The sequence below is a fragment of the Marinilactibacillus kalidii genome, from assembly GCF_017599325.1.
Classification (GTDB): Bacteria; Bacillota; Bacilli; order Lactobacillales; family Carnobacteriaceae_A; genus Marinilactibacillus; species Marinilactibacillus kalidii.
In genome coordinates, this window is record NZ_JAGFVM010000031.1 from 1 (window position 1) to 24,325 (window position 24,325).

General features: G+C 35.1%; 22 protein-coding genes. 20 read left to right on the forward strand and 2 right to left on the reverse strand.

The window, feature by feature from the left end; translation table 11 throughout:
* The coding region (locus J5J05_RS07655) for an ISL3 family transposase (RefSeq protein WP_208559039.1) at positions 1-833 on the reverse strand (833 nt) is incomplete at its 3' end.
* A gap of 616 nt (positions 834-1,449) precedes the next feature.
* Here J5J05_RS07655 and J5J05_RS07660 point away from each other — a divergent pair.
* The 16 genes from J5J05_RS07660 to arcA all read left to right on the forward strand — a co-directional run bounded on the left by J5J05_RS07660 (position 1,450) and on the right by arcA (position 19,781).
* A complete protein-coding gene (locus J5J05_RS07660) occupies positions 1,450-3,255 on the forward strand; it encodes a bifunctional diguanylate cyclase/phosphodiesterase (RefSeq protein ID WP_208560100.1) in 1,806 nt (601 codons plus the stop codon).
* Positions 3,256-3,770: 515 nt separating this feature from the next.
* Positions 3,771-5,315 (forward strand): sensor domain-containing diguanylate cyclase, encoded by a 1,545-nt coding sequence (locus J5J05_RS07665; RefSeq protein ID WP_208560101.1) that lies wholly within the window; start codon positions 3,771-3,773, stop codon positions 5,313-5,315.
* A gap of 171 nt (positions 5,316-5,486) precedes the next feature.
* Entirely contained in the window at positions 5,487-5,837 is a 351-nt protein-coding gene (locus tag J5J05_RS07670) for a hypothetical protein (RefSeq protein ID WP_208560102.1), read from the forward strand.
* 66 nt (positions 5,838-5,903) lie between these two features.
* Positions 5,904-6,656, forward strand: a complete 753-nt coding sequence (locus J5J05_RS07675; protein WP_208560103.1) for a prepilin peptidase — start codon at positions 5,904-5,906, stop codon at positions 6,654-6,656.
* 228 nt (positions 6,657-6,884) lie between these two features.
* Entirely contained in the window at positions 6,885-8,150 is a 1,266-nt protein-coding gene (locus J5J05_RS07680) for a tetratricopeptide repeat protein (RefSeq protein WP_208560104.1), read from the forward strand.
* A 70-nt stretch (positions 8,151-8,220) separates the two neighbouring features.
* A complete protein-coding gene (locus J5J05_RS07685; RefSeq protein ID WP_208560105.1) occupies positions 8,221-8,787 on the forward strand; it encodes a ReoY family proteolytic degradation factor in 567 nt (188 codons plus the stop codon).
* Positions 8,788-8,872: 85 nt separating this feature from the next.
* Complete coding sequence (locus J5J05_RS07690) at positions 8,873-9,196, forward strand: nucleotide pyrophosphohydrolase (protein WP_208560106.1); 324 nt, start codon at positions 8,873-8,875, stop codon at positions 9,194-9,196.
* A gap of 67 nt (positions 9,197-9,263) precedes the next feature.
* Positions 9,264-10,475: a CCA tRNA nucleotidyltransferase gene (locus tag J5J05_RS07695; protein ID WP_208560107.1), complete on the forward strand. Its 1,212-nt coding sequence runs from the start codon at positions 9,264-9,266 to the stop codon at positions 10,473-10,475.
* Between the two features lie 37 nt (positions 10,476-10,512).
* Positions 10,513-13,314, forward strand: coding sequence for a helicase C-terminal domain-containing protein (locus J5J05_RS07700; RefSeq protein WP_208560108.1), 2,802 nt, complete (start codon positions 10,513-10,515; stop codon positions 13,312-13,314).
* 92 nt (positions 13,315-13,406) lie between these two features.
* A complete protein-coding gene (locus J5J05_RS07705) occupies positions 13,407-13,880 on the forward strand; it encodes a cell wall elongation regulator TseB-like domain-containing protein (RefSeq protein WP_208560109.1) in 474 nt (157 codons plus the stop codon).
* 35 nt (positions 13,881-13,915) lie between these two features.
* A complete protein-coding gene (gene asnS / locus J5J05_RS07710; protein ID WP_208560110.1) occupies positions 13,916-15,211 on the forward strand; it encodes an asparagine--tRNA ligase in 1,296 nt (431 codons plus the stop codon).
* A gap of 23 nt (positions 15,212-15,234) precedes the next feature.
* A complete protein-coding gene (locus J5J05_RS07715) occupies positions 15,235-15,951 on the forward strand; it encodes a DnaD domain protein (RefSeq protein ID WP_208560111.1) in 717 nt (238 codons plus the stop codon).
* A gap of 32 nt (positions 15,952-15,983) precedes the next feature.
* Positions 15,984-16,625: an endonuclease III gene (gene nth, locus J5J05_RS07720; RefSeq protein WP_208560112.1), complete on the forward strand. Its 642-nt coding sequence runs from the start codon at positions 15,984-15,986 to the stop codon at positions 16,623-16,625.
* 124 nt (positions 16,626-16,749) lie between these two features.
* Positions 16,750-18,009 carry an aspartate aminotransferase type Ic gene (locus J5J05_RS07725; protein WP_208560113.1) on the forward strand — a complete coding sequence of 420 codons (1,260 nt, stop codon included), beginning with the start codon at positions 16,750-16,752 and terminating at the stop codon, positions 18,007-18,009.
* Between the two features lie 15 nt (positions 18,010-18,024).
* Positions 18,025-18,345 carry a YtxH domain-containing protein gene (locus J5J05_RS07730; protein ID WP_208560114.1) on the forward strand — a complete coding sequence of 107 codons (321 nt, stop codon included), beginning with the start codon at positions 18,025-18,027 and terminating at the stop codon, positions 18,343-18,345.
* A 206-nt stretch (positions 18,346-18,551) separates the two neighbouring features.
* Complete coding sequence (gene arcA / locus J5J05_RS07735; protein ID WP_208560115.1) at positions 18,552-19,781, forward strand: arginine deiminase; 1,230 nt, start codon at positions 18,552-18,554, stop codon at positions 19,779-19,781.
* A gap of 42 nt (positions 19,782-19,823) precedes the next feature.
* Here the strand turns inward: arcA and J5J05_RS07740 are convergent, their stop codons facing one another.
* Complete coding sequence (locus tag J5J05_RS07740; RefSeq protein ID WP_208560116.1) at positions 19,824-20,252, reverse strand: DUF2188 domain-containing protein; 429 nt, start codon at positions 20,250-20,252, stop codon at positions 19,824-19,826.
* 111 nt (positions 20,253-20,363) lie between these two features.
* Between J5J05_RS07740 and J5J05_RS07745 the strand changes: the two genes are divergently transcribed.
* The 4 genes from J5J05_RS07745 to pnuC all read left to right on the forward strand — a co-directional run bounded on the left by J5J05_RS07745 (position 20,364) and on the right by pnuC (position 24,225).
* Complete coding sequence (locus tag J5J05_RS07745; protein ID WP_208560117.1) at positions 20,364-21,191, forward strand: methyltransferase domain-containing protein; 828 nt, start codon at positions 20,364-20,366, stop codon at positions 21,189-21,191.
* Between the two features lie 378 nt (positions 21,192-21,569).
* Entirely contained in the window at positions 21,570-22,721 is a 1,152-nt protein-coding gene (gene queG / locus J5J05_RS07750) for a tRNA epoxyqueuosine(34) reductase QueG (protein WP_208560118.1), read from the forward strand.
* Between the two features lie 39 nt (positions 22,722-22,760).
* Positions 22,761-23,270: a tRNA (uridine(34)/cytosine(34)/5-carboxymethylaminomethyluridine(34)-2'-O)-methyltransferase TrmL gene (gene trmL / locus J5J05_RS07755; protein WP_208560119.1), complete on the forward strand. Its 510-nt coding sequence runs from the start codon at positions 22,761-22,763 to the stop codon at positions 23,268-23,270.
* Positions 23,271-23,508: 238 nt separating this feature from the next.
* A complete protein-coding gene (gene pnuC, locus J5J05_RS07760) occupies positions 23,509-24,225 on the forward strand; it encodes a nicotinamide riboside transporter PnuC (protein WP_208560120.1) in 717 nt (238 codons plus the stop codon).
* Positions 24,226-24,325 lie beyond the last annotated feature (100 nt).

Genomic DNA, 24,325 nt, shown 5'->3' on the forward strand with positions numbered 1-24,325 from the left:
ATTCCTTTAGACGGATAGCTAGAATGGTTGTATTGTTTCATGATTTTTACTCTGATTCTATTTAAAGATCGATTAATCAACTGGGTGATGTGAAAGCGATCAATAATGATTTTTGCATTTGGAAAAAGCTCTCTTATAAAGTACTCATAAGCTGCGTTCATATCAATCACGATGAGTTTTACCTGCTCTCTCACTTTTAGCGGATACTTTTGAAAGTGAAGTTTGAGATAAGCTTTTCTTCTATCAGGAAGGATATCGATCACCTCATGTGTATCGCCATCGGCGTAAATGAAGCTCATCGAACCTTTCACATTTTTGACTGATTTGAATTCATCGAAAAGCAAACAAGGCGGTAAAGATTGGAAGTCAGGGTAATAGACTTGGGCGAATGTGCTAATCACTCGCTTAACGGTGGAAGGTGATACCGTATGTTCTTCTGCTATATACTTCATAGAAAGATCTTCTCTTGATTGAAAGCCGATGTGTTGCTTTACTTTCTTAGAAATAAAACAATGTTCTTCGACTTCTGAGGAATGAGCAGAGAAGGTCTGTGTACAAGACTTACAATAGAAACGTTGTTTCTTTAGATAAAGGCGCGTTGGATACCCAGCCACCTTATTCCAGACCATTTTAGTTAGCTTGGTTCCGTACTTAATAATGTTATAATCGGCGTTTTTAACACCGCACTTAGGACAATAGCCTGGTGTATAAGTGATTGTCCCACTGACAATATTGGTTAAAGTTCCTTTTAGGGTTTGACGATCGATCTGAGTCAATGTGATCGATTCATCTTGGATATGAAGCAATTTTTTGATATCATTAGATTCAAGCAAGCGAGATTCCTCCTATAGATTTGGTGTGGTAACTATAGTCTATCAGAGAATCTCGCTTGTTTCATTTTACATAAAAATAGTGTTGGCGAATTCTCACCAACACCAAATATTATAGAACCAAAAAAACTAGTATACTGTTTCTTTACAAAAGCAATATCTCCAAAATATAAGAATAATAACTAAGACTATTAATGATCTTAGCTACTTGACCGATAGTATTAAGTGTAAGAGCCTTATCATAGAATTTAAACAAGTCTATTTGTACTATTATGCAGCTTTAATAAGTTGAAATCAGTTATGATCATTTATTCAAAACATATACCAGTTGGTTGTTTACGAGTTTATTATAGCTACATGTGTTGTTATTTATCTTTATTTACATAAAATATTTAGCTGGGAAAGATATTCACAAACGATCAATGATAAATGGTCATTTTTAAAATTTTAATGATGAGTAGACAGATAAGAAAGCTTATTTTTATTTTGATGAATTCTTGCTGTTTTAATTGAAGTACATAGTTGAAAACACTAATTCTAATAGGATTTACCTCTTTGAAATAGTTAACTGAGTAAGTATGCTTTTTGTCAGACAAAGAGTTATAGAGGAGTATGAAGTATGATGATGGTATTAATCAATAAAATGACGGATCAGCTATCTAGCGAAGTGATTTACTTCAGCTGGCTTATATTCATAGGGGTTTTTTTAGTAACTTTACTGTGGCATTATAGAGGTAAGCTGAATGAAAAAAAACTAGAAATAATCAGTTTAACGAAGGAAAAAACTGATTTTCAAAAAGTATTCAATAATGATCTTGCATTTGTTTGGGAAATCGATAAGAACAAGCAAAATTTATTGGCTTCTATAAACGTTTGTACAGTGCTTTGTTTAGATAAAGCGGCCTATCCAGGATTACTAGAAAATTGGAAAAATAGCGTACACCCTGAAGATCTGCCTAAGTTTATAAACTATATCGAACAATTGGAAGATAAGGTAGGTACCCCTTATGCCGTTAGAGTTTATGATGGTAACAAAGAAGTAAAATGGTTAGAAACATTTGTTAATATTATTTATAACGAAAAGGGAGAAATCAAGAAGTACATTGGAACAGCAGTTGATATAACAAATAGAAAAATTGAGGAAAAACGCCTTAAAGAAGCTAGTTATTATGATCACTTAACCGAGTTACCTAATAGGAAATTATTTTATAAGGTATTTGAAGAAAAAAAGACCAATTTGGGAACAGATTCTGAAATGTCTATCATCTTATTAGATATTGATCGTTTTAAAATAATTAATGAGCTCCATGGAAGAGAATTAGGAGATCAAGTTTTAATCACAGTAGCAGATAAGCTGAAAAGTATTTTAGGTGCGGAAACATTCATAGCCCGAGAGAGTGAAGATGAATTCATTTTATTGCTAGAGAATGCATCGGAGAAAGAAACAAAATTTTTATCTGAGAAAATTATTAATATGTTTAAAAAACCGATTTTAATCGAAGGTCAAGCTTTCTATCTATCTATCAGTATGGGAATCAGTCGTTATCCAGAAACTGCTCAAGATGTATTAGCGCTCTATCAACAAGCTGAAATTGCTATGTATAAAGTAAAAGAAAATGGCAAAAAAAATTATCATATATTTATGACTGATGATGCAGCATTGATTGAAAGAAAAAGAAGAATTGAATTTGGATTGAAAGAGGCTTTAGCTAGAAACGAGCTCTATCTTGTCTACCAACCTAAGGTTAATCTTAGTACAGGTAAAGCTTATGGAACAGAAGCCTTGATTAGATGGAACCATCCCATGTTGGGAACTGTTCCGCCTAGTGAATTTATCCCTATCGCTGAAGAGTCAGGCATGATCAGCGAAATTGGTTACTGGGTCGTATTTGAAGCGATTAGACAAAATAAGGTTTGGCATAAAGAAGGTATTTATATTGAAATTGCTGTAAATGTTTCAGCTCTACAATACGAAGACCCATTTTTTGTTGAGAGAGTGAAACAGACCTTGATTCATCATGATCTTGATCCAAAATATTTAGTGGTGGAAATCACTGAAAGTGTGATGCAAGATGTGGAACACTCAAATAAAGTCATACGAGAACTACACGAATTAGGCGTTAAAGTAGCGATTGATGATTTTGGTACAGGGTATTCCTCTTTAAGTGTGTTGAATAATGTATTTATCGATATTGTTAAAATTGATAAGTCATTTATTGATGGTATTATGACTACAGTTAATACAGCTTCACTTGTCAAAACAATGATTCAAATGGGGAAAAGTTTAAGTTTCCATATAGTAGCTGAAGGTATTGAATCGAAGGATCAAGCAGATTTTCTGAAAGAAAATGAATGTTCTTTTGGACAAGGTTATCTATTTAGTAAACCGTTAAATCCAGAAGACATTCCGACAAAAATTAGTTAATCCTATCGCTCTTTTAACAGTCTCGAGGTGGTGTTATTTACTTCGAATGTTAAAAGAGCTTTTTTCTTGAGCTTAATTTATTTTAAGTGGAGGTCAATGGCTCAGTTTCAATTACATTAATAAGAATTGAAACTAGATAAACAGTTTAACTTAATTTCTACTTAATGTTACAGTAGTAGTGTTGATGTATAAAAGATGTATATTAGTACGATTTTAACGGTTTTTATAAATATAAATTTATTTTATTGACATCATAATTTAATAAAGTTAGAATTATTAAGATGGCTTATCCGCTAATAAATTCTTATAACAAGAGAGAAGGTCTACAAATGTTATCGAAAAACAAGCAAATAATTACTTGGATAATTTTTTTACTAATCTATCCAACAATATTTGTCATTTCTTCCTTATCATTTCCTGTATCCTTTCTTACCGAATTTTCTTTTTACTTATATATTATCTTAGGTATGGTCGTCTCTTTTTTTCCTATAAATATAAGAGGTACAACGATCTTCATGATTAGTGCTGTTGCGATGGCTATGTTTATGTCTTATGGTATTTTTGCTGAGATGATATTAAGTTCTATCTCTATTCTAGTGGTCATGATAAAAATAGGCATTACAAAACAAGATCTGTTCAGAGTGCCTATAAATCTTTTAATATTTCAAATTGTTTCAATAACTTCTGGCTTGTTTTACTTCGCGATAGATCCTTTCGTGCCAACAGCCTTTAACCTTAGATTTAATTTATTGTCCTTAACGCTCTATTTGTTGTTCTCGTTGTTTATGAATCGAATATTAATATATATGTTAGAGAAATTTTGGTACAAAATTCCACGCACTAAGTTATTTGATTTCGAATTATCTTTTTCCATATTATCAATCTTCTACGCTACACCTATTGCCGTTATGTTGAATTACCTGAGAGACAATTACACATTTGCAGGAATTCTGATTGCCTCTTTACCCTTAGTTACCTTGTCTATTGTATTTAAATTTTACTTCATTAGTAAATCTCAAAATAATCTTCTTTTAAGAATTAATAGACTGGCTATGGAACTCACCGGAGAATATTCGCAGCAACAAATAATTGAAAAGTACTTGAAATCTTGGTCTGAAATTTTTTCTGCTCAGACAATCAGTTATTATGAAACAACCAAAGATCTACAATTGGTCAAATTATATGAGTACCAGAAAGCTACTAATTCGTTGGAGCTTATAGAACCTACGTATCTTTTATGCCCGAGTGTCATTGAAGAATCATGGTTAAGCAATAAAGTTGTCTGTTACAACTCCTCAAAAGAGTGGAAATTGGACTTTGAGATGAATTATACGGTAGAAAGCGTACTTGTATTACCGCTTAGAAGAGGGAAGAAAATTGTTGGATTCATTATGATGACAGACTCTAAACGTAATGCTTACAAAAATACCGATTTGCTGCCATTGATGACCGTTCTTCATAATTACTTCAATATTGCACTTGAAAATGCTTATAATTTTGAAAAATTACAAGTAAATAGTCATACAGATCATTTGACGGGCCTGACAAATCTCAGAGCTTTTGAAAGTGAACTGAATCAATTTCACACAGAGCATGTTAACGAAAGATTTTCAATAATTATTATTGATCTTGATCATTTCAAAAATGTGAATGATACTTATGGTCATCAAGCTGGTAATGAGTTATTAAAACAAGTATCCATTTTGTTAAGTACCTTTGTTTACCAAGAAGAACGATTAGCTAGATATGGAGGAGAAGAATTTATTTTTTTCCTTCCTAGAAAAACAACTAGTGAAACATTGGCTTTAGCCGAGGAAATACGTGGAAAAATTGAAGAGACTGAATTTAACACACATAATTACCTCTCAAATCGAGAATTAGTCCAAGTCAATATGACTGCTAGTATTGGTATTGCATCCTATCCAGATGAGTGCGAGTCAATTAAAGATTTAATAACACTAGCGGATAGGGCGATGTACATCGGTTCTAAACAAAAAGGAAGAAATCGGGTTGCATCCTTATATGAAGGAGAAAGTAAGAATCTAAAAAGTAATATTTAAAAATTTTTAAAAAAATAATCAGAAAATACACCGTCTACTAGTTAATAAGAGTATCTAACTATTTTGTTAGAAAGAGGCGTAAAAGCTTATATATCATACTGATTGTGTTGTATGACTTTATATGAGTACACGAAGCCTTATATATTAATACAGTTAGGAGGGAAAATTAGATTGAGAAAGCGAATGAAAAAAATTAGTATAAAAGAAGAACGCCTAACATTCTTAAAAATAGCCATCACGCCTTTTATTTTAGGCTTTATTATCCTGATTTTTGCTTTTTTTGTTCAAAATAAGGAAAAAGATGCAAAGAAAAAATCTTATAGAGCTGAAGAAATGCTCATGATTGATGCTGCAAGATTATATGACATTGAAAATAATATTGGGTCGGAAGGTGTTAGTGTTGCAGAACTTAAAAAAGCTGGTTATTTAAATTATAAAGAGAATGATTTCTTCTTTAGTGATAAAGTAATGATAACTGTTACTAAAGAGGGAAGTACTCAGAAGAAATACGTTATGTGTTAACTTTCACGAATTATACAGCCCGATAAAAGATGTAGTAGAATCTTTTCTATTGAGGAGCTCTATATAATGCACATGGTTACAATTTTTTTATTTTTTGTTTATGGTTTAGTATTTGGCTCTTTTTATAATGTTGTTGGGTTACGGGTGCCAAATAAGACATTTTTACTTACTAAGCACTCACATTGTTATATTTGTAAGCAAAAATTAGGCTGGATTGAGTTGATACCAGTTGTTTCATTCCTCTTTCAAAAAGGGACATGTAGAAGCTGTGGAAATCGTATTTCATCCCTTTACCCAATAATAGAACTACTTACAGGTTTCTTATTCGTTACGGCCTATAGTTTATATGGTTGGACAACAATGACAGTTTTTTGTTTGATTATCATTTCATTGATCATCATTGTCACAATATCTGATATCGTTTATCAAAAGATTCCAAACAAGGTTTTATTTTTTTTCCTTATCCTACTTATTGTGTATAATCATTTCATGAATATAACATCATGGAGAACATCCGTCATCGGTGCGGTAGTAGCATTTTTTCTGGTACTGGTCATTATTATTTTTTCAAAAGGCGGTATGGGAATAGGTGATTTGAAGTACTTCACTTTATTTGGTTTTGTTTTTGGTTGGTCATTATTTTTGCTCCTATTTTTCTTATCCACCCTATATGGCGCACTGATCAATGGTCTATTACTGGCAACAAAGAAAGTGAATCGAAAAACAAAAGTAGCTTTTGGCCCCTATATTGGAGCAGCCGCTCTAACCGTTCTCTTTTGTGGAAACAAATTGTTGGCTATCTATTTGTCCTTATTTTAGAGCCTTCTATTTCGGACAACTAAAAAGTGGCTTCAAAAGGTCTATAGTCTACTCTTTATTTTCACGATTATCTGATTTAAACAAGTTAATTTAAACGCCTATATTTTTAGGCGTTTTTTATTATGTAGAACCGAAGAGGGCATGACGAATGGCATGAGGTATGATAAGATAGGAAGAGTGTTTTTACAAGAAAAATTAGTGCCAATGATGGCATCAGGAGGAGAAAGCATGTCTTATTCTCAGAAAATGATTGATGCTTTACAAAACGAACAATTGAAAGAAGCCAACCAGTATCTTGAACAAGCAATCCAAAACGATAAAATTGATGATCTTTATCAATTAGCGGATTCTTTGTATCAACTTGGCTTTCTAGAAGAAACAAAACGTGTTTTACATCATTTACTTGATCAGTCGAACGATGATGAGATTAAAGTGAATCTAGCTGAAATCGCCATCGAAGAAGGTAATGAATTAGAAGCAATAGAATGGCTACAAGCCGTAGATAAAAACAGTGAAGTATACCCACAAGCATTGTTAGTTTCTGCCGATTATTATCAAGTTTTGGATCTACCAGAAGTCTCCGAGCAGAAGCTGCTTGAAGCACAACAAATCCTACCGAACGAACCGGTCATTTTGTTTGCTTTAGCTGAGTTACACTTTACAATGGGTAAGTATGCTCAAGCTATTAGAGAATATGAGCAGTTGTTGACAGATGGTGAAGACACTGTTGCAGGTATTCACCTTGTTACACGTTTAGGAAGCGCCTATAGTGCCTTAGGAGATTGGGAAAATGCGATTGGCTATCTTGAAGAAGCGGTAGAAGTAGATGACCAGATCGATACGCTTTTCCAATTAGGATTCACTTATTTCCAAATAAAAGAATTCCAGCGTTCGAATGAGTCTTTCAATAAAGTAAAAGAGATGGATCATTCTTATACTTCGGTCTATCCTTATCTAGCTAAAGGACTTGAGGAAGAGAATCAAATCGAGAAAGCTGCGGAAGTTGTTAATGAAGGCTTACTGCAAGATAAAACGAATTATCAACTCTATTTGATTGGTGCAGAAATAGAGATCAAACGAAATGATAGTGAAAAAGCTGAAGCTTATTATAAAGCTGCAATGGCTCTAGATCCGGAAAATGAATCTATCTCTTTGCAATATACAAACTTCTTGAACCATCAGGAACGGTATGAGGAAACGGTTGAATGGATACAAAAAGCTTTGACTGAATTGGATGCAGATCCTCAATTTTACTGGAACCTAGCTACAGCGCAAGACGCACTTGAAGAGTTCGAAGCTGCAAGCAGAGCTTTTGAGAAAGCTTATCCATACTTTGATACGAACGCTACATTCATGAAACAATACTTCTTTTTCTTAAGAGAAGAAGGAAAAATGACTGAATCTCGAAATATCGGAAGACAATACCTTGAATTAGAGAGTAATGATTTGGAAATTCAAGAAATCTTAAACAATGAACAGTCTGATTTAGAATGATTTTTGTTATACTGTAGATAAGCATTCCTTGACTATTTAATGCGTCTGATCTACAAGGAGGGAAGTCAAATTGAATAATCGAGTGCAATTGAAAGATAAGAAGAACTTTTTGAAGTGGTATTTACAGAGATACCAAATGAAGCGTAGGGAGTCTATGTGGATTTTAAACTATTTACTCAATCATGATATTGTTTTGAACAAGGCGAAGTTTGTAGAACATGCTGAAAAAACCCCTAGAGGGATAAAAATGGCAGCAGTTGGATCAGAACAAGAAGCTTTCAAATTTTACAAAGACGGTCATTCATTCGACAATCCAGAGCAAGCATTTCACGAGGTTAGACTCAACTGGCATACTGATCTTTATATTGAACTACTATTTTCCGATTCATGGATGTCAGCGGAATATTTAGCGGTTCTTGAGGATAATCCGTTTGCAAGTTGGAATGACACGATTTCTGACGAAATGAATGTTGAAGTCAATGATGCCATTGATTACTTTCAGTTAAGTGAGAAAAGAAATGAACTGATTAGAGAAATAGACCGAGCACTTGAAAACGATGAAAAAGAAGCATTTTTAGCATTAACAAAAGAACTCAAAGAAATTGAGGATCATATGAGTAGTGAAATGCATTACTAGTGGTTAAATAAAATGGTGGAGTACGATTTCAATGATCAATGAGTTGGTCGTACTCTTTTTTATTTTGATGGAGAGGTTGGATCATATGACAGATACAAAAGAAATGCAAAAAATAGTTGATACATATATTAGGCAGTTCAAATCAGGATATTTTTCACCTTTAGGTCAATTAGCAAGACTGACTGAAGAAGTCGGAGAGTTGGCGAGGGAAATCAGTCATACGCATGGTGAAAAGCCTAAAAAGACCACTGAAGAAGAGAAAAAAATCGAAGAAGAACTAGGGGATGTATTATTCGTTTTGATTTCACTAGCTAATTCACTTGAGATAGATCTTTCTGAGTCTTTTGAGCTTACTATGAATAAATTTAACACTAGAGACCATCATCGCTTCGAAAGAGTTGAAGAATAATCGATATGGTCGTGTTCAAAAAGGAGAGAATGGCTAAGCAGTTTACGCTGATGAAGGCCGTTAAACTATGAGGAAATCCTTACCATTGAGTGCCGTTTTTCTAGAAGCACTACCCGTATTAACTAAATTAACGCAAGCAGGTTACGAGGCATATTTCGTAGGAGGAAGTGTCCGAGATGCTTTACTAGGAAAGACTGTTAATGATGTCGATATCGCTACTAGTGCTTTTCCAAATGAAATTAAAGCATTATTCAATAAAACGATCGATGTCGGGATTGATCATGGTACTGTAATGGTATTATGGAATGATCTAACTTATGAGATTACAACTTTCAGAACCGAATCTACCTACCAGGACTATCGACGTCCAGATTCGGTAACATTTGTGCGCTCTCTTTCAGAGGATTTAAAGCGTAGAGATTTTACAATTAATGCACTCGCAATGGATAGTAATGGGAACGTTACTGATCTTTTTCAAGGCATAACCGATTTAGAAAAACAGACGATTCGCGCTGTAGGTAAAGCAGATGAACGGTTTGGCGAAGATGCTTTACGAATGATGAGAGCTACTCGCTTTGCAGCACAGCTGGGTTTTGAGATAGAATCTAATACCCATCAGGCGCTCTCTCATAATGCTCATCTTTTAAAGCATGTTGCTGTGGAACGTATTCAAGTAGAATTCATCAAAATGTGTTTGGGTCTATACAAAAATAAGGGGTTACCTTATTTCATTGAATCAAATCTTTACCAGTTTTGTCCGTCACTGCAAGAGAAGCCTTTAAAGCAACTGGCAGAACTAAAAACAATCATCGAAAACGAACGACAACTATGGTCTCTTTACTTACTATTTTCTGAATCCACTGACCAAGAAATCAAACAATTTATGAAAAAATGGAAATTGTCAAACAAACAAATCCAGCAAGTAACAGCCTTGATTTCTTCTGTTCGATTTAGACTTGATCATCCTGTAAGTAGACCCTATATTTATCATCTTGGGTTAGATCTCGCATTAGAATCAGAAAATCTTTTGCAAATGATTGGGAGAAGATCAGATAAAGAAAAAATTAAAGAAACGTATGATTTGATGCCCATCTATTCTAAACAAGACTTAGCAGTAACAGGAAAAGATTTGCTTCGACTGACAGAAAGTAAAGCTGGACAATGGCTAGGAGATGCACTTAATGCAGTTGAAGAGGCTGTTTTGTCTGGTTCACTCAATAATAATAAAAAAGACATTGTCGATTGGTTATTAAAACAATCATTCGTACCCAAACAGTGATAGTGTAAATTTATTTACTTTCGGAAAGGAGGCAATGATGAAAACAGATCAGATATATGCAGTAGTAGATATTGAATCAACTGGTGGCAGTATCGGTAAAGATAAAATGATTCAGTTTGCATGTGTACTTGTTAAAAATGGTGAAATACTCGAGAAATTCGATACGTTTGTTAACCCATCAAAAACGGTTCCTCAACGCATTCAAGAATTAACAGGTATTCATCCGAAAGAATTAAAAACAGCACCTTATTTCGAAGATATTGCGCCCTTATTACATGCTATGCTCGAACAGACCATTTTCGTTGCACACAACGTTGGATTTGATTTCCAATTTTTAAATGAAGAATTTCGTAACATTGGCTTACCTGAATTGACAATTCCAGCGATGGATACCGTTCAGTTAGCGCAAGTCATTTTTCCGACAGCTAGTAGCTATGCTTTACAGGAAATCGTCGATTGGTTAGGATACGATTTAAATCGACCGCATAATGCTTTATTTGATGCTGAAGCGACCGTTTTCCTGATGAATGAAATGAACCAAAAGTTGCGCACGCTACCCTTAACGACCATTGAAAAATTAGCTGAACTATCAAATTATTGTATAGCAGAAACTAACTTATTTTTTGGACATGTGCTAGAAGAGATGAAAGCTAATCCAGTTGATTTACGTGAGGATTTAATCATCTTAGATGGCGTAGCTATTAAAGACCCCTCCGCCACACGCAAAGCGACACAGTATCGTATGGATAAGCACTATCCATTGTCTTCTGATGATAAAGTAGATTTATTAGACGCCTCCTATTTAAAAAGAGAAGCGCAAGAAGAAATGATGAATCAGGTTTATCAGTATTTTAAAAAAGCTGCCCCTAATGCTGGATTGGCTATAGAAGCGCCACCAGGTTCAGGTAAATCACTAGGTTATCTTTTACCTGCTTGTTTTGAAGCGACGAATGAAGAGCCGATATTAATTAGTACTAAAACAACTGTATTGCAGCGACAAATGATGGAAGAAACGCTCAGTTATCTTGAACAGCTCGTACCATTTGAATTAAGTGTTGCATCTGTCAAAGGTAAACAAAACTACTTATCACTAGCTAACTTTGATTATAAATTAAGTCATATCGATACAGATGATATCGAGTCGCTTTTTAGCATGAGAGTGCTTGTCTGGTTAACTGAAACAGAAACAGGTGATATCGATGAAATGGGTGCTGGGGGAAATAGTAGTCATGAATTTTGGACGAATATTCGTACGGGGAGTTCACAACTATCGAGTCACTTTTTAGAAAAATGGTTATCCTTTGATTTTTATTTGCGAGCTGAAAAACAATTAGAAGCCGCAGCAATTATTGTGACAAATCATGCTTTTCTAGTGCAAGACTGGAAAAAAGAAGTGCCTTTATTTAGAAATGTGAAGAAGCTTATAGTAGACGAAGCGCACTTTTTTCCTGATGTTATTCAGCAAGCAGCGACCGTTTCTATCTCGTCATCAACTTTTTCAAAACAGTTAAAGAAAATAGGTAACTTAGAAAGAACTGATTCTATTCTGTCGACGTTGAATCAATTGGTCAACAAAGAATTGATTCGTCCTTATCAACTGAATGCTATTGAATCTAACAGACAATTGTTTGAATCCGAATGGGCGGATTTTATTGAACAGTGGATAAATAAACTTGGTATTGAAATGAATACTGATCCTAGCGTTTTGAAATGGCATGAAATTGAAGTCTCTTTAGCTAAACTAAATTTATCATTGAAAAAACAATTAAAGGAATTGACAACGTTAATTTACGAAATTGTTTATGTAGGCAATCATATTATTCAAAAAACCGATTTAGCGCATGAACAACTTTCTGTTAATGAAAGATTCAATTTAACTGTGTTTAAAGATATTCTTCAAGATATTACTAGTGACGCCCAGACATTGAAAGCTGTTTTCAATCAAAACGAACAAGCTGACTACTCATGGGTAAGTTATTTTTCAAAAAATCCACAGCTCAGTTTAACGTTTAAACGTGCTAGTTACTTTACGCAAGATATACTACAAGAGAAATTACAGCAATATACGCACACGGTTTTTACGAGTAGTTCATTGTCATATGATGGATCGAGTGACTTTTTCAAAAACCAAATAGGGGCGCAAGAATTAGAGTACGTTTCCCTAACAACACCCTATCAATACAAAGAGCAAGTGAAAGTATTTGTTCCGGATCATTCTTCTGCTTATACCGACTTTACAAAAGAAGAGTATGTTCAATATATGATTGAATCAATAGAAAAAATCGTCAAAGATACATCCGAGAATGCACTGATTCTTTTTAGAAGTAACGATACGCTACAAAAGGTTTATCGTGGCCTACAGAAAAGAAAAGGACTTGATAAAAAGTTGATTCTTGCGCAGAATCTATCGGGTACAAAAGCCAAATTGATCAAACAATTCAAAAAAAGCAAGAATGCCTTACTCTTAGGAGCAGATACGTTTTGGGAGGGAGTAGACTTGCCAGGTGACGCCCTTAAGATTGTGATCGTCACCAAGTTACCTTTTGATTCTCCTGACCAACCTAGTGTGAAATTGCGATTAAAAAAAATAGCAGATCAAAATCAAAATGCTTTTATTCATGATATGCTCCCTAGAGCAGTGATGAGGCTCAAGCAAGGTTTTGGTCGATTGATCCGGTCTGAAAACGATAAAGGTGTTTTTGTTATTCTCGATCATCGATTTGTCCATTCGAGTTACGCCAAGGCAATGAGGCAATCTTTACCGGATGAGTTGCAAATTGAAGAAATAAACTGGGACGAGATTTCTGATGAAGTACGTTCCTTTATAGAAAAAGAGTAATAAGAGATGATAATGTTAAGGCGGATATTTATTTCTATCCTTTAATTTGCTATACTAAAAGAGTTGAAAATCTAGACTGTGAGGACATTGCTGTGAAAAAATTTTTTATAGGGCTCTCTGTATTTCTCATTGTATTGATTGTCGGATCAGTTGTCATATACAGACGTTCGGTTGCAACATACAACGATACTGAAGAACAGGCGATTGCATTCGCAATTGATCATTCGGACATTGTCACTGCTAGCGAATTTTATTGGTACAATGATTCAGAAACTTATTTCACTGTAGTAGGTGAAACCGAACAAAATGAAAGACTAATTGTTATAAAAAATCAGGAAACTGAAGAAATAATTAGTTTGAATGAAGCAGATACTTTATCTAAACAACAGGCTGTTCAAATGACTCGAGAAGCAAGACAACCGAAAAAAATCTTGGAAGCTCGAATCGGCATTGATGATGATAGACCAGTATGGGAAGTTAGTTATCGTAATCAAAATGGTCGTTTAGGATATTACATTCTTTCATTAGAAGACGGAGAATGGATTCGCACGATTGATAATATTTAATTAAAAATTGTTTTTGAGGATAAGGAGATTGTACATTGAAAAACATTAGAATCATTGAAGCGGCAAAACATGTCGGTGAAACAGTTAAAATTGGTGCTTGGGTCGCAAATAAACGTTCCAGCGGAAAAATCGCTTTCTTGCAATTGAGAGATGGCTCAGCATATTTCCAAGGTGTTGTTGTTAAAAGCGAAGTTGAAGAATCTATTTTCGATCAAGCAAAAAACTTAACACAAGAATCCTCTGTATGGATCACGGGTACGATTCAAGAAGACACCCGTTCAAAATTCGGTTATGAAATTCATGTGACTGATATTGAGGTGATTGGAGAATCTAAAGATTACCCGATTACACCTAAAGAACATGGTACTGAATTTTTAATGGATCATCGTCACTTATGGTTACGTTCATCCAAGCAACATGCCATTATGCAAATTCGTAACGAAGTGATTAGAGCGACATATGAGTTTTTCAATAAAGAAGGTTTTCTAAAAGTAGATCCACCAATTCTAACAGGTAGTGCTGCAGAAGATTCTACAGAGTTATTCCATACTCAATATTTCGAATATGATGCCTACTTATCTCAAAGTGGTCAGCTGTATATGGAAGCTGCCGCAATGGCACTCGGTAAAGTATTCTCATTTGGACCGACATTTAGAGCTGAAAAATCTAAAACACGTCGTCACTTGATCGAGTTTTGGATGATTGAACCTGAGATGGCTTTCATGAATCAAGACCAATCATTAGAAATTCAAGAGCAATACGTTGCTTACCTTGTTCAAAATGTGTTAGATCACTGTGACATGGCACTAGATGTGTTAGATCGAGATAAGGAATTATTGAAGAAATACACGGCCTTACCTTATCCTCGTATTTCTTATGATGAAGCAGTTGAACTACTTCAAAAAAATGAATTCGATACGACTTGGGGAGAAGATTTCGGATCACCTGAAGAAACCTTTATTGCCAATCAATATGATCAGCCAGTATTTATATTAAACTATCCTAAAGCCATTAAACCATTTTATATGAAACCACATCCTGAACGTGAAGATATCGTTTTATGTGCTGATATGATTGCGCCAGAAGGGTATGGCGAGATCATTGGAGGAAGCCAGCGTGAGGATGATTTTGAAGCGCTAGAAGCAGAGCTTGAAAAACATCATTTAGCGATCAAAGATTATGAGTGGTATTTGGACTTACGTAAATATGGTAGTGTACCTCATTCAGGATTTGGGTTGGGACTTGAACGTGTAATCACTTGGTTATCTGGAACGGAACATATCAGAGAATCAATCCCATTCCCACGTCTATTGAACAGAATTTACCCGTAATAAGCATCGAAAGGGTGTAAGCAGTGAATGAAGCATTAATGAAAAAGTGGTTAAAGTCAAAAAATGTTTCGATTTCTACCCTTTTACTCGAGAATTACAAAAAAATCGGATTAAACAATGATCAATTGCTCTTCTTGATTCAATTGAAATCTTTCGTCGATATAGGTGAGCATTTTCCAGATGTATCTTTAATCGCGGAACGAATGCAAATGACTAGAGAAGAAGCCTTTAAACAAATTCACGCTTTAATCAATAAAGGGGTATTATCCATTAATACACTTACTGATGATGATGGAAAAAGCCAAGATGAACTATCTTTTGATCTCTTATGGGAAAAAATTATGTTATCTATGAAACAAGAAGATGAACGTGAGACACAAGAAAAGGCTGAACTTTCTTCAAAAGATTTGTACAGTTTATTTGAACAAGAATTTGGCAGACCCTTGTCTCCTATTGAGATCCAGACGTTGAATATGTGGATCGATGACGATCATTATGAACCTGAATTAATCCAAATGGCTTTAAGAGAAGCCGTTTTAAGCCAAGTGTATAGTTTAAAATATATTGACCGTATACTATTGAGTTGGGAAAAGAAAAATATTAAAAGTAAAGATCAAGTTCTTAAAGAAACACAAACCCATCGCAACGCTCAGCATAATGCTAGTCAAACTAATCGTGAAGAAAGTCGTTCATCTAAACCAGTGCCTATGTATGATTGGTTAAAAGAATTTAAAGACTAATACTATCTAATTGTTTTAAAGAGGAGTGGACCATGGCTGAACAAGAAGTGTTATTGAATAGCAAAGAGACTACCAAATTAATAGAAGCCATGGGGAAATTATTTCCAAATGCTAAGGCTGAGCTTATCCACCGCAATTCATTTGAATTGTTGATTTCTGTTATCATGAGTGCTCAAACGACTGATGTTGCAGTCAATAAAGTAACCCCTGCTTTATTCGAAGCATATCCAACACCAGAGTTGATGATGGAAGCGCCGCTTGAAGATATTATGGAAAAAATCAAAACCATTGGTTTGTACCGTAATAAGTCTAAATTTATTAAAAATTGTTCTCGGGAATTGATTGAACGCTTTGATGGGGTTGTTCCTTCCACACATAAAGAATTAGAAAGTTTACCTGGTGTCGGCAGAAAAACGGCTAATGTTGTTATGAGTGTGGCTTTTGATAAACCTGCCATCGCAGTCGATACACATGTAGAGAGAATTAGTAAGAAATTCAATATTTGTTCTCAGCAAGCAACTGTCAGACAAGTAGAAGATAGTTTGATGGAAAAGCTGCCAGAAGAGTTGTGGAGCATTGCACATCATAGAATGATTTTCTTCGGTAGATATCAATGTCCTGCTAGAACGCACGATCACAATTTATGTATTGCTAAAATAAAAGAATATTTATAAATGCAAGGTAGAGTATTATATACTCTACCTTTTTTCATTCAGTTTTATCTTTCAAAAACGTTTACATGATAGTTGATTATACGCTATACTTAATGTATTATTTTGCTATTTAAGGAGGATTTTCATGCAAGACGAACCCTATACATCTCGACTAGAACAAGTACGTGAACAATACAAGGCCTATGAGAGTAGACCTTTTGATATTACGATTGCACGTGGAATTCCTTCTCCGAAACAGTTGGAACTGTCAAAATCACTTTTAGATACAATGGAACAAACAGACTGGATGAGTGAAGATGAGCAAGACATAAGAAATTATGGAGGTCTTTTAGGCATTCAAGAAGCCCGTGTACTATTTGGCTCGTTGCTTGGTACTACGATAGAAGAGACACTGGTTGCTGGAAACGCAAGCTTACAAATGATGTATAGCGTGCTCATCATGCAAATGTACACTGGAAAGGCAAATTGGCACAGTGAAGGCGAGATTAAGTTCCTTTGCCCAAGTCCTGGTTATGACCGCCATTTCTCTATGTTAGAACGCTTAGGTATCCAAATGATTCCAATTGAGTTAACAGGTTCTGGCCCCGATATGGAAACAGTAGAGAAGTTGGTTTCTCAAGATTCATCAATCAAGGGAATCTTTTGCGTTCCTACGTATAGTAATCCAACAGGTGAAACTTATTCAGATGAAGTTGTAGAAAGACTGGCCGATATGCATACAGCTGCTGAAGATTTCATCATTATGTGGGATAACGCTTATGTCGTTCATCATTTATATGAAGAACAAGAAGAAGTTTTAAATATACTGGAAGCCTGTAAAGAAGCTGGTGTACCTGATAGGCCCTATATGTTTGTCTCAACCTCTAAGATGACTTTCCCTGGAGCAGGTGTTGCGGCAGTAGGTGCCTCCGAAACAAATATCTTAAGATTAGCTGAAGAATTAAGTAAGCAGATCATCAGTTTTGATAAATTAAATCAGAAACGTCACGTAAACTTTTTGAAAGATAAAGAAACGATTCATCAGTTAATGGCGCAACATGCAGACCTTTTACGTCCAAAATTTGAATGGATTCAAGCCATCCTAGAAGCATACTTTGGAGGCGAGCGAGGTAAATTTTTACAATGGACTGAACCAAAAGGTGGATACTTTGTTCACCTGACAACTGCAAATGGTTGTGCAACCGAAATAGTGGACAAATTGAAGCAAGTTGGCATACAATTAACACCAGCGAATGCAACTTATCCGTATGGAATCAATCCACTAGATAATAGTATAAGACTAGCACCAAGTTTTATTGGATTAGATAAACTGGAGGTTGCTTTGGAAGCCCTATGTACTTGTGTTGAACTTGTAACACTAGAAAAATACGGGGAAGAATTTTAGGAGGCGGAAAATAATATGTCAAAAGGAAGTTTTAGTTTAGGAATCATTTTAGGAAGCGCAATAGGTGCTGCTTCAGCTTATTTATTAGCCCAAAAATCTGGAGAAGAACTTCAGGGAGATATTAAGGATAAAGCTACTGAGCAAAAAAATAAAATGATTATTAAGCTAGATGAGATGATAGAAGAAGCAGAAATCAAGTTAGATGAAAAACTGACTGATGGAGAGTTTTACAATCCACCTGTTGCTTATGAGGTGACACCAGAAACTGTCGCTGCGCCACCCGAGCATAATGCGTTAGAAGACGATCCGATTGTAGTTCCCGATGTAAAAATTTAACGATAAATAGTAGTTCTTTTCGCAATGTTTAATTGATTAAACAAAACGGAAAGAACTATTTTTTGTTTAAAATTACATTTGAATGTATATAAATCCATTTTCAGTAGTTTTTATTGAATCTTTTACCAATTGTTCTATTTGATTGTTTTTCTTGTCTAAAGGCTTTATTATAAGGGTTGCGACTACTGATAACTGGAGGATAAAAAATGAGTATGATTTTCGATGTTAAATCCGAAATCAGCAAATTAAATGCTGTATTATTAAAACGACCCGGTAAAGAAGTAGAGAATTTAACACCAAACACGATGCATGACTTGTTGTTTGATGATATTCCTTATTTACCAATTATCCAGGAAGAACACGATGCCTTTGCTGATGTTTTACGTAATAATGGGACAGAGGTACTTTATCTCGAAAAACTTGTAGCAGAGGCGATAGATGCCGCTGGGATCAAAGAAAATGTGATCAAAGATTTCATTGCTGAATCGGGATTGAATGTACCGGATATAAAAACTGAATTAACGAAGTATCTAATGACTTTTTCATCTGAAGAACTCGTGGATAAAATTATGTCAGGTGTTCGTAATGATGAATTTGATATTCATGCGCGTTCATTATCTTGGCTCGCAGATCATCAAAGTAACTCTTTATTTTTGATGCAACCCATGCCAAACTTGTATTATACAAGAGACCCAGCAAATATACTGGATAACGGTATATCCATCAATAATATGACGTACCAAGCTAGAAAACGTGAATCTTTATTCATGAGTATCATTGTTAAACATCACCCTTTATTCAATCACTCTAATCTAGAAGTGTGGAGAGACCGAACGGTATCAACTTCTATCGAAGGTGGAGATGTTTTGGTGTTGAGTGAAGACGTATTGGCAATCGGTATTTCTCAAAGAACTTCTGGTCAAGCTATCGAAGAACTAGCACAAACCCTTTTTGATAAGCACGCGACCTTTACAAAAGTTATCGCGATTGAAATTCCTAGAGTTAGAGCAATGATGCATTTAGATACTGTATTTACGATGATCGACTATGATAAGTTCACGATTCATCCTGGTATCCAAGGAATGGATGGTGAAATGTCTGTTTATGTACTCGAACCTGGGAAAGAATCTGGCGATATTCGAGTCAAACATCATACTGATTTAACAGAAGTGCTCAAACAAACATTGAATTTGCCTGAAATTGCGATGATACCTTGTGGAGGGGGAGATCCAATCGCTGCTCCTAGGGAACAGTGGAATGATGGATCTAATACTCTAGCTATTGAGCCCGGAGTGGTAGTTACCTATAATCGTAATTACGTTTCTAACCAACTGATGAGAGAACAAGGTGTAAAAGTTCTTGAAATTCCATCAAGTGAACTATCTAGAGGTAGAGGCGGACCAAGATGTATGAGCATGCCCTTAAATCGCTCTTAAAAAAATAAGCGCAGTGCTGGGAAACAGCATAGCGCTTATTTTTTATTGTCTTTTACCTTCTTTGGTATAAGTGATTACAGACGACTCTTTATTCGAAGCTATCGCTTTTGCTCTGTCAATCGCTTCTTTCTTGGAATGATAGGTTGAATCTGGCTTTTGTGCACCTTTGGTTTCAACTTTCCATTCATCATCGGCATAGTAAACAATCACATCATTGTCTAATAAATCACTGTTAGTATTGTTATCGTGGGCATCATGCTTAGTCGGTTTCTTTTGATACTTAAAGGAATCAATCTCGCCTGAATCAGATTTATCGTACCAATCCTCAGCTTGACTAATGGCGATCGGTATCGCTCTGTCTTCAGGATAATCATTATCAAGTAATGCATTTCCAATATCAATTGCTTTTTTACGAACCACATTGTCTAAATTTTTCATTGCTGCTGGATAGTCCTGTGTATCCCATGGCATATAAATCATCCTTTCATAATTTCTAATTTCGTTATATCATGAATATAGATTAATGACGAAGATTAAGACTTGTTGATCTAAAATAATAAATGCGTTAAAGAAGAGGTTAAGATGAAAAAAATTGAAAAATCTGCGCAGTTTCTCGAATCAAATCGAATGCTGTTCCAATGCCCAGTTTGTGGTAAAGGATTTACTCAAGTAAACAACAATCAATTTATTTGTGAATCAAACCATTCGTTTGATTTATCAAAAAAGGGCTCTATACATTTCCTATTAAAACAGCCTCATAATGACTATGATACAGATATGTTAAAATACAGAAGAATCGTTGCACAAGATGAACTATGGCATCCGATGTTGGCAGAAGTAAGTAAGTACATCACTAATCAGTCAGGGGTGCATCTTGATGTAGGTTGTGGAGAAGGGTCCCACTTGCATCATCTACAAGCGTTAGGATTAAAAGGCACTAGTATAGGATTTGACATTTCTAAGGATGCCATTCAACTAGCCGCTGCACTATATACGGATGTTTTCTGGAGTGTGGCGGATTTAGCGCAATCTCCTTTTGCTACAGCATCATATGACACCATCTTTAATATTCTATCTCCATCTAACTACAGTGAATTCGATCGTTTATTAAAAAAAGGGGGACAGGTGATAAAAGTTATTCCCTCAGAAAATTATTTGATTGAAATCAGAGAACTTACGGGTAAAAACTTGATACCTTATTCGAATCAAGATGTTATTGAAAAATTTTACGAACACTATCCAAATGCTATTAGAACGAGCGTTTCATATAAGCATGAAGTCAAAGCGTCTATCGTTCAACCATTGCTGAACATGACACCGTTGAGTTGGAACAGTAAGCAAAGCTTGGAAGAAATACAGTTGGAAGAAGTATCAATCGATATGGACATTTTGATAGGGAATAAGGGTTGAAAAATCAAGGATTGTACCTTAAAAAAGAAATGTTCAATACTTGTAAACTTTTTTTACAAAATGTTCACAATATTGTTGAACTTTAGCTTAATTTCGAGATTAATTCTGCCATAACCTTGCATATACTATGGTCCAATGTTATTATATGGAACATAAGCTGATTTGATTCATTGGTTTTTATCAGTCAACCCATCAGAAGCTGATAAAAAAATGTGAAATAGCAACGGCTTAATTAACGTATCGCTTCGCAGTGCTTGACACCGAGGCGATACGTTTTTTTGTGTCCAATTAAATAGGGAAAACGATATTTATGTTTTTCAATAAATAGGTTATAATCGATATCGGTAGTTTACATAGAAGAGTAAGGAGGGCTGACCCATGTCGCAAGCTCTGAAAGAAAAGATCAAAGTAAAAGCGCAAGAAATTGGCATTGATAAAATCGGTTTTACACATGCTGAGCCTTTCTACGATTTAGAAGAGAAGTTGTATAAACAAAAAGAAAAGGGTCATACTTCGGGATTTGAGCATGATGTCATCGAAGAGAGAATCTATCCTGAAAAGATTTTTTCGGAGCCGAGATCTATCATTGCGATCGCTGTGGCATATCCTTCTAAGATGGGTACAAAACCGCCTAGAGAAAAAGGTGTGCGACGTGGTGAGTTTGCTAGAGCTTCATGGGGTACAGACTATCATGATGTCCTCAGAGAGCGCATGGATCGTTTAATCGACTATATCAAAGAAGAAACGAGTTCTGAAACGAAGTTTAAGCCAATGGTTGATACAGGCGAGTTGGTCGATGTCGCAGTTGCTCAAAGAGCCGGTTTAGGATTCATTGGAAGAAATGGTCTGCTTATAACCGAAGAATTTGGTTCTTATGTATATTTAGGTGAAATCATCACCAATTTAGAGTTTGATGCGGATGAAGAAGTGGCATTCGGATGCGGAGACTGTACTAGATGTGTCACAGCCTGTCCCACAGGTGCTTTACTTGGTGACGGACGTATGAATGCACAAAAATGTTTATCTTTTCAAACGCAAACCAAAGGCTATATGCCTAAAGAGTATCGTCGACGTATGGGACACGTTATTTATGGTTGCGATATCTGTCAGATCGTCTGTCCCTATAATAAAGGTATTGATTCCCATTTTCATGAGGAAATGGAACCAGATCCTGAAAAAACAATGCCACTTTTAAAGCCCCTTTTAACGATATCTAATCGCGAATTCGAAGAGACTTATGGAGAAATGTCTGGTTCTTGGAGAGGTAAGAAACCATTACAACGTAACGCGATTATTGCATTAGCTAATTATCGTGATAGATCAGCTATTCCAGAACTACTCAAAGTCGTAGAACAAGATCCTCGTCCCATGATAAGAGGTACTGCTGCTTGGGCCATATCAATGATTTTAAAAAAAGATTCAAACCAAGATATCATTGCCTTTTTAGAAGAAGCGTTAGATAAAGAAACTGATCCAGAAACCATACAAGAATTTAAAGATGCTATTTATTTAATGAAAGACAATTTATAAATCAACTAATCTATTTAATCACTAAAAAAGGAGTTTCACATGCCAAATCACATCGTATTATATGAACCATTAATTCCCGCAAACACAGGGAACATCTCTAGAACTTGCGCAGGTACAAATACTCATTTACATTTGATCAAACCGTTAGGATTCAGTACAGACGATAAGCAATTAAAAAGGGCTGGATTAGATTATTGGAATGAAGTAGAGATTACTTATCATGATAATTTAGAAGCCTTTATTGACTATGCAAAATCTGGGAAATTTTATCTGATTTCAAAATTTGCTAATAAAGTTTACGCTGATGAAGATTTCTCTGATACGACCACGGATCATTTTTTTATATTTGGAAAAGAAACAACCGGTTTACCAGAAGCGTTTATGCAGGCTTATGCAGATGACTGCTTGCGTATTCCTATGAACGATGAACATGTTCGGTCACTAAATTTATCCAATACAGCTAATATCTTAATATATGAAGCACTTAGACAACAGAAATTTCCGAATTTGGAATTGACGCACACTTACGAAAACGATAAATTAAAGTAACTGGTCGTGTGGATGGTTGAATAAAACGTGGTCTATAATATTTAGTGTTGGTGAGCATTCGCTAGCACTATTTTTTATCAATTAAAATAGATAATTTCAATGCTATTTTTGAAAGTTTTAGTCATTTGAAATGAACAGGTCATGATACACTGCGGCTCTTAGTGAGTCACGTTAGATTAGACTTGAGTAATAAAAATCAAAAATGAGTAATCGATATGAATATAGTGGAGGAAGAATGATGTTAAGTAGTATCAAAAATGAGTTATTCATGGGGTATGATAAAACCCAAAAAATATTTTATCCAGCATTAATATTGTTACAGATTGTAGTCTTTTTTATAACTAGGGATAATCCAATTGGTGTAATAACAGGTCTTGCCGGTATTATAGCAGTGATTATGGCTGCCAAAGGAAGAATCAGTACTGCTTATTTTGGATTTGTTCAAGTATCAGGCTATCTTTACCTAAGTATTCAAGCCAATTTACCTGGTGAAGTAATGTTAAATATTTTTTATCTAGTAAGTCAGTTCGTTGTTTTCTATACTTGGAAGAACAATCGGAATAAAGCTGAATTGACAGATAAAGCAGAGGAAGTAGAGTCGATCAAGATTACGAGGTTACAATGGGTGTATAATATTTTAGGAATGGTTGTTACCTGGATCGTTTTTACGAAGTTTTTAGAATTCATGGGTGGAAGTAATCCACCAGTTGATAGCATTACGACTACGATGTCTGTATTTGCTCAAATTCATATGATCAAGCGATTAAGCAGCCAATGGGTGTTATGGATCTTAGTTAATGGATTCACAGTGTACCTATGGTTTCTACAAGGAAATGTAACGATGGTTGCTATGTGGACAGGTATGCTATTGAATAGTATATATGCATGGTATATATGGGATAGAAAAGCTAGAAAAGGTAACTCGCAAATGGACAAAGTGATTGAAGCAGCCTAAAGTTTGACAGGTTATTGAATTGGTGGATGTGTAGAAAGCAAGTATAGTAACTTTAAGATTAGCATTCACTATAAGTTGTTAGACCTAAATTAAAATGAAT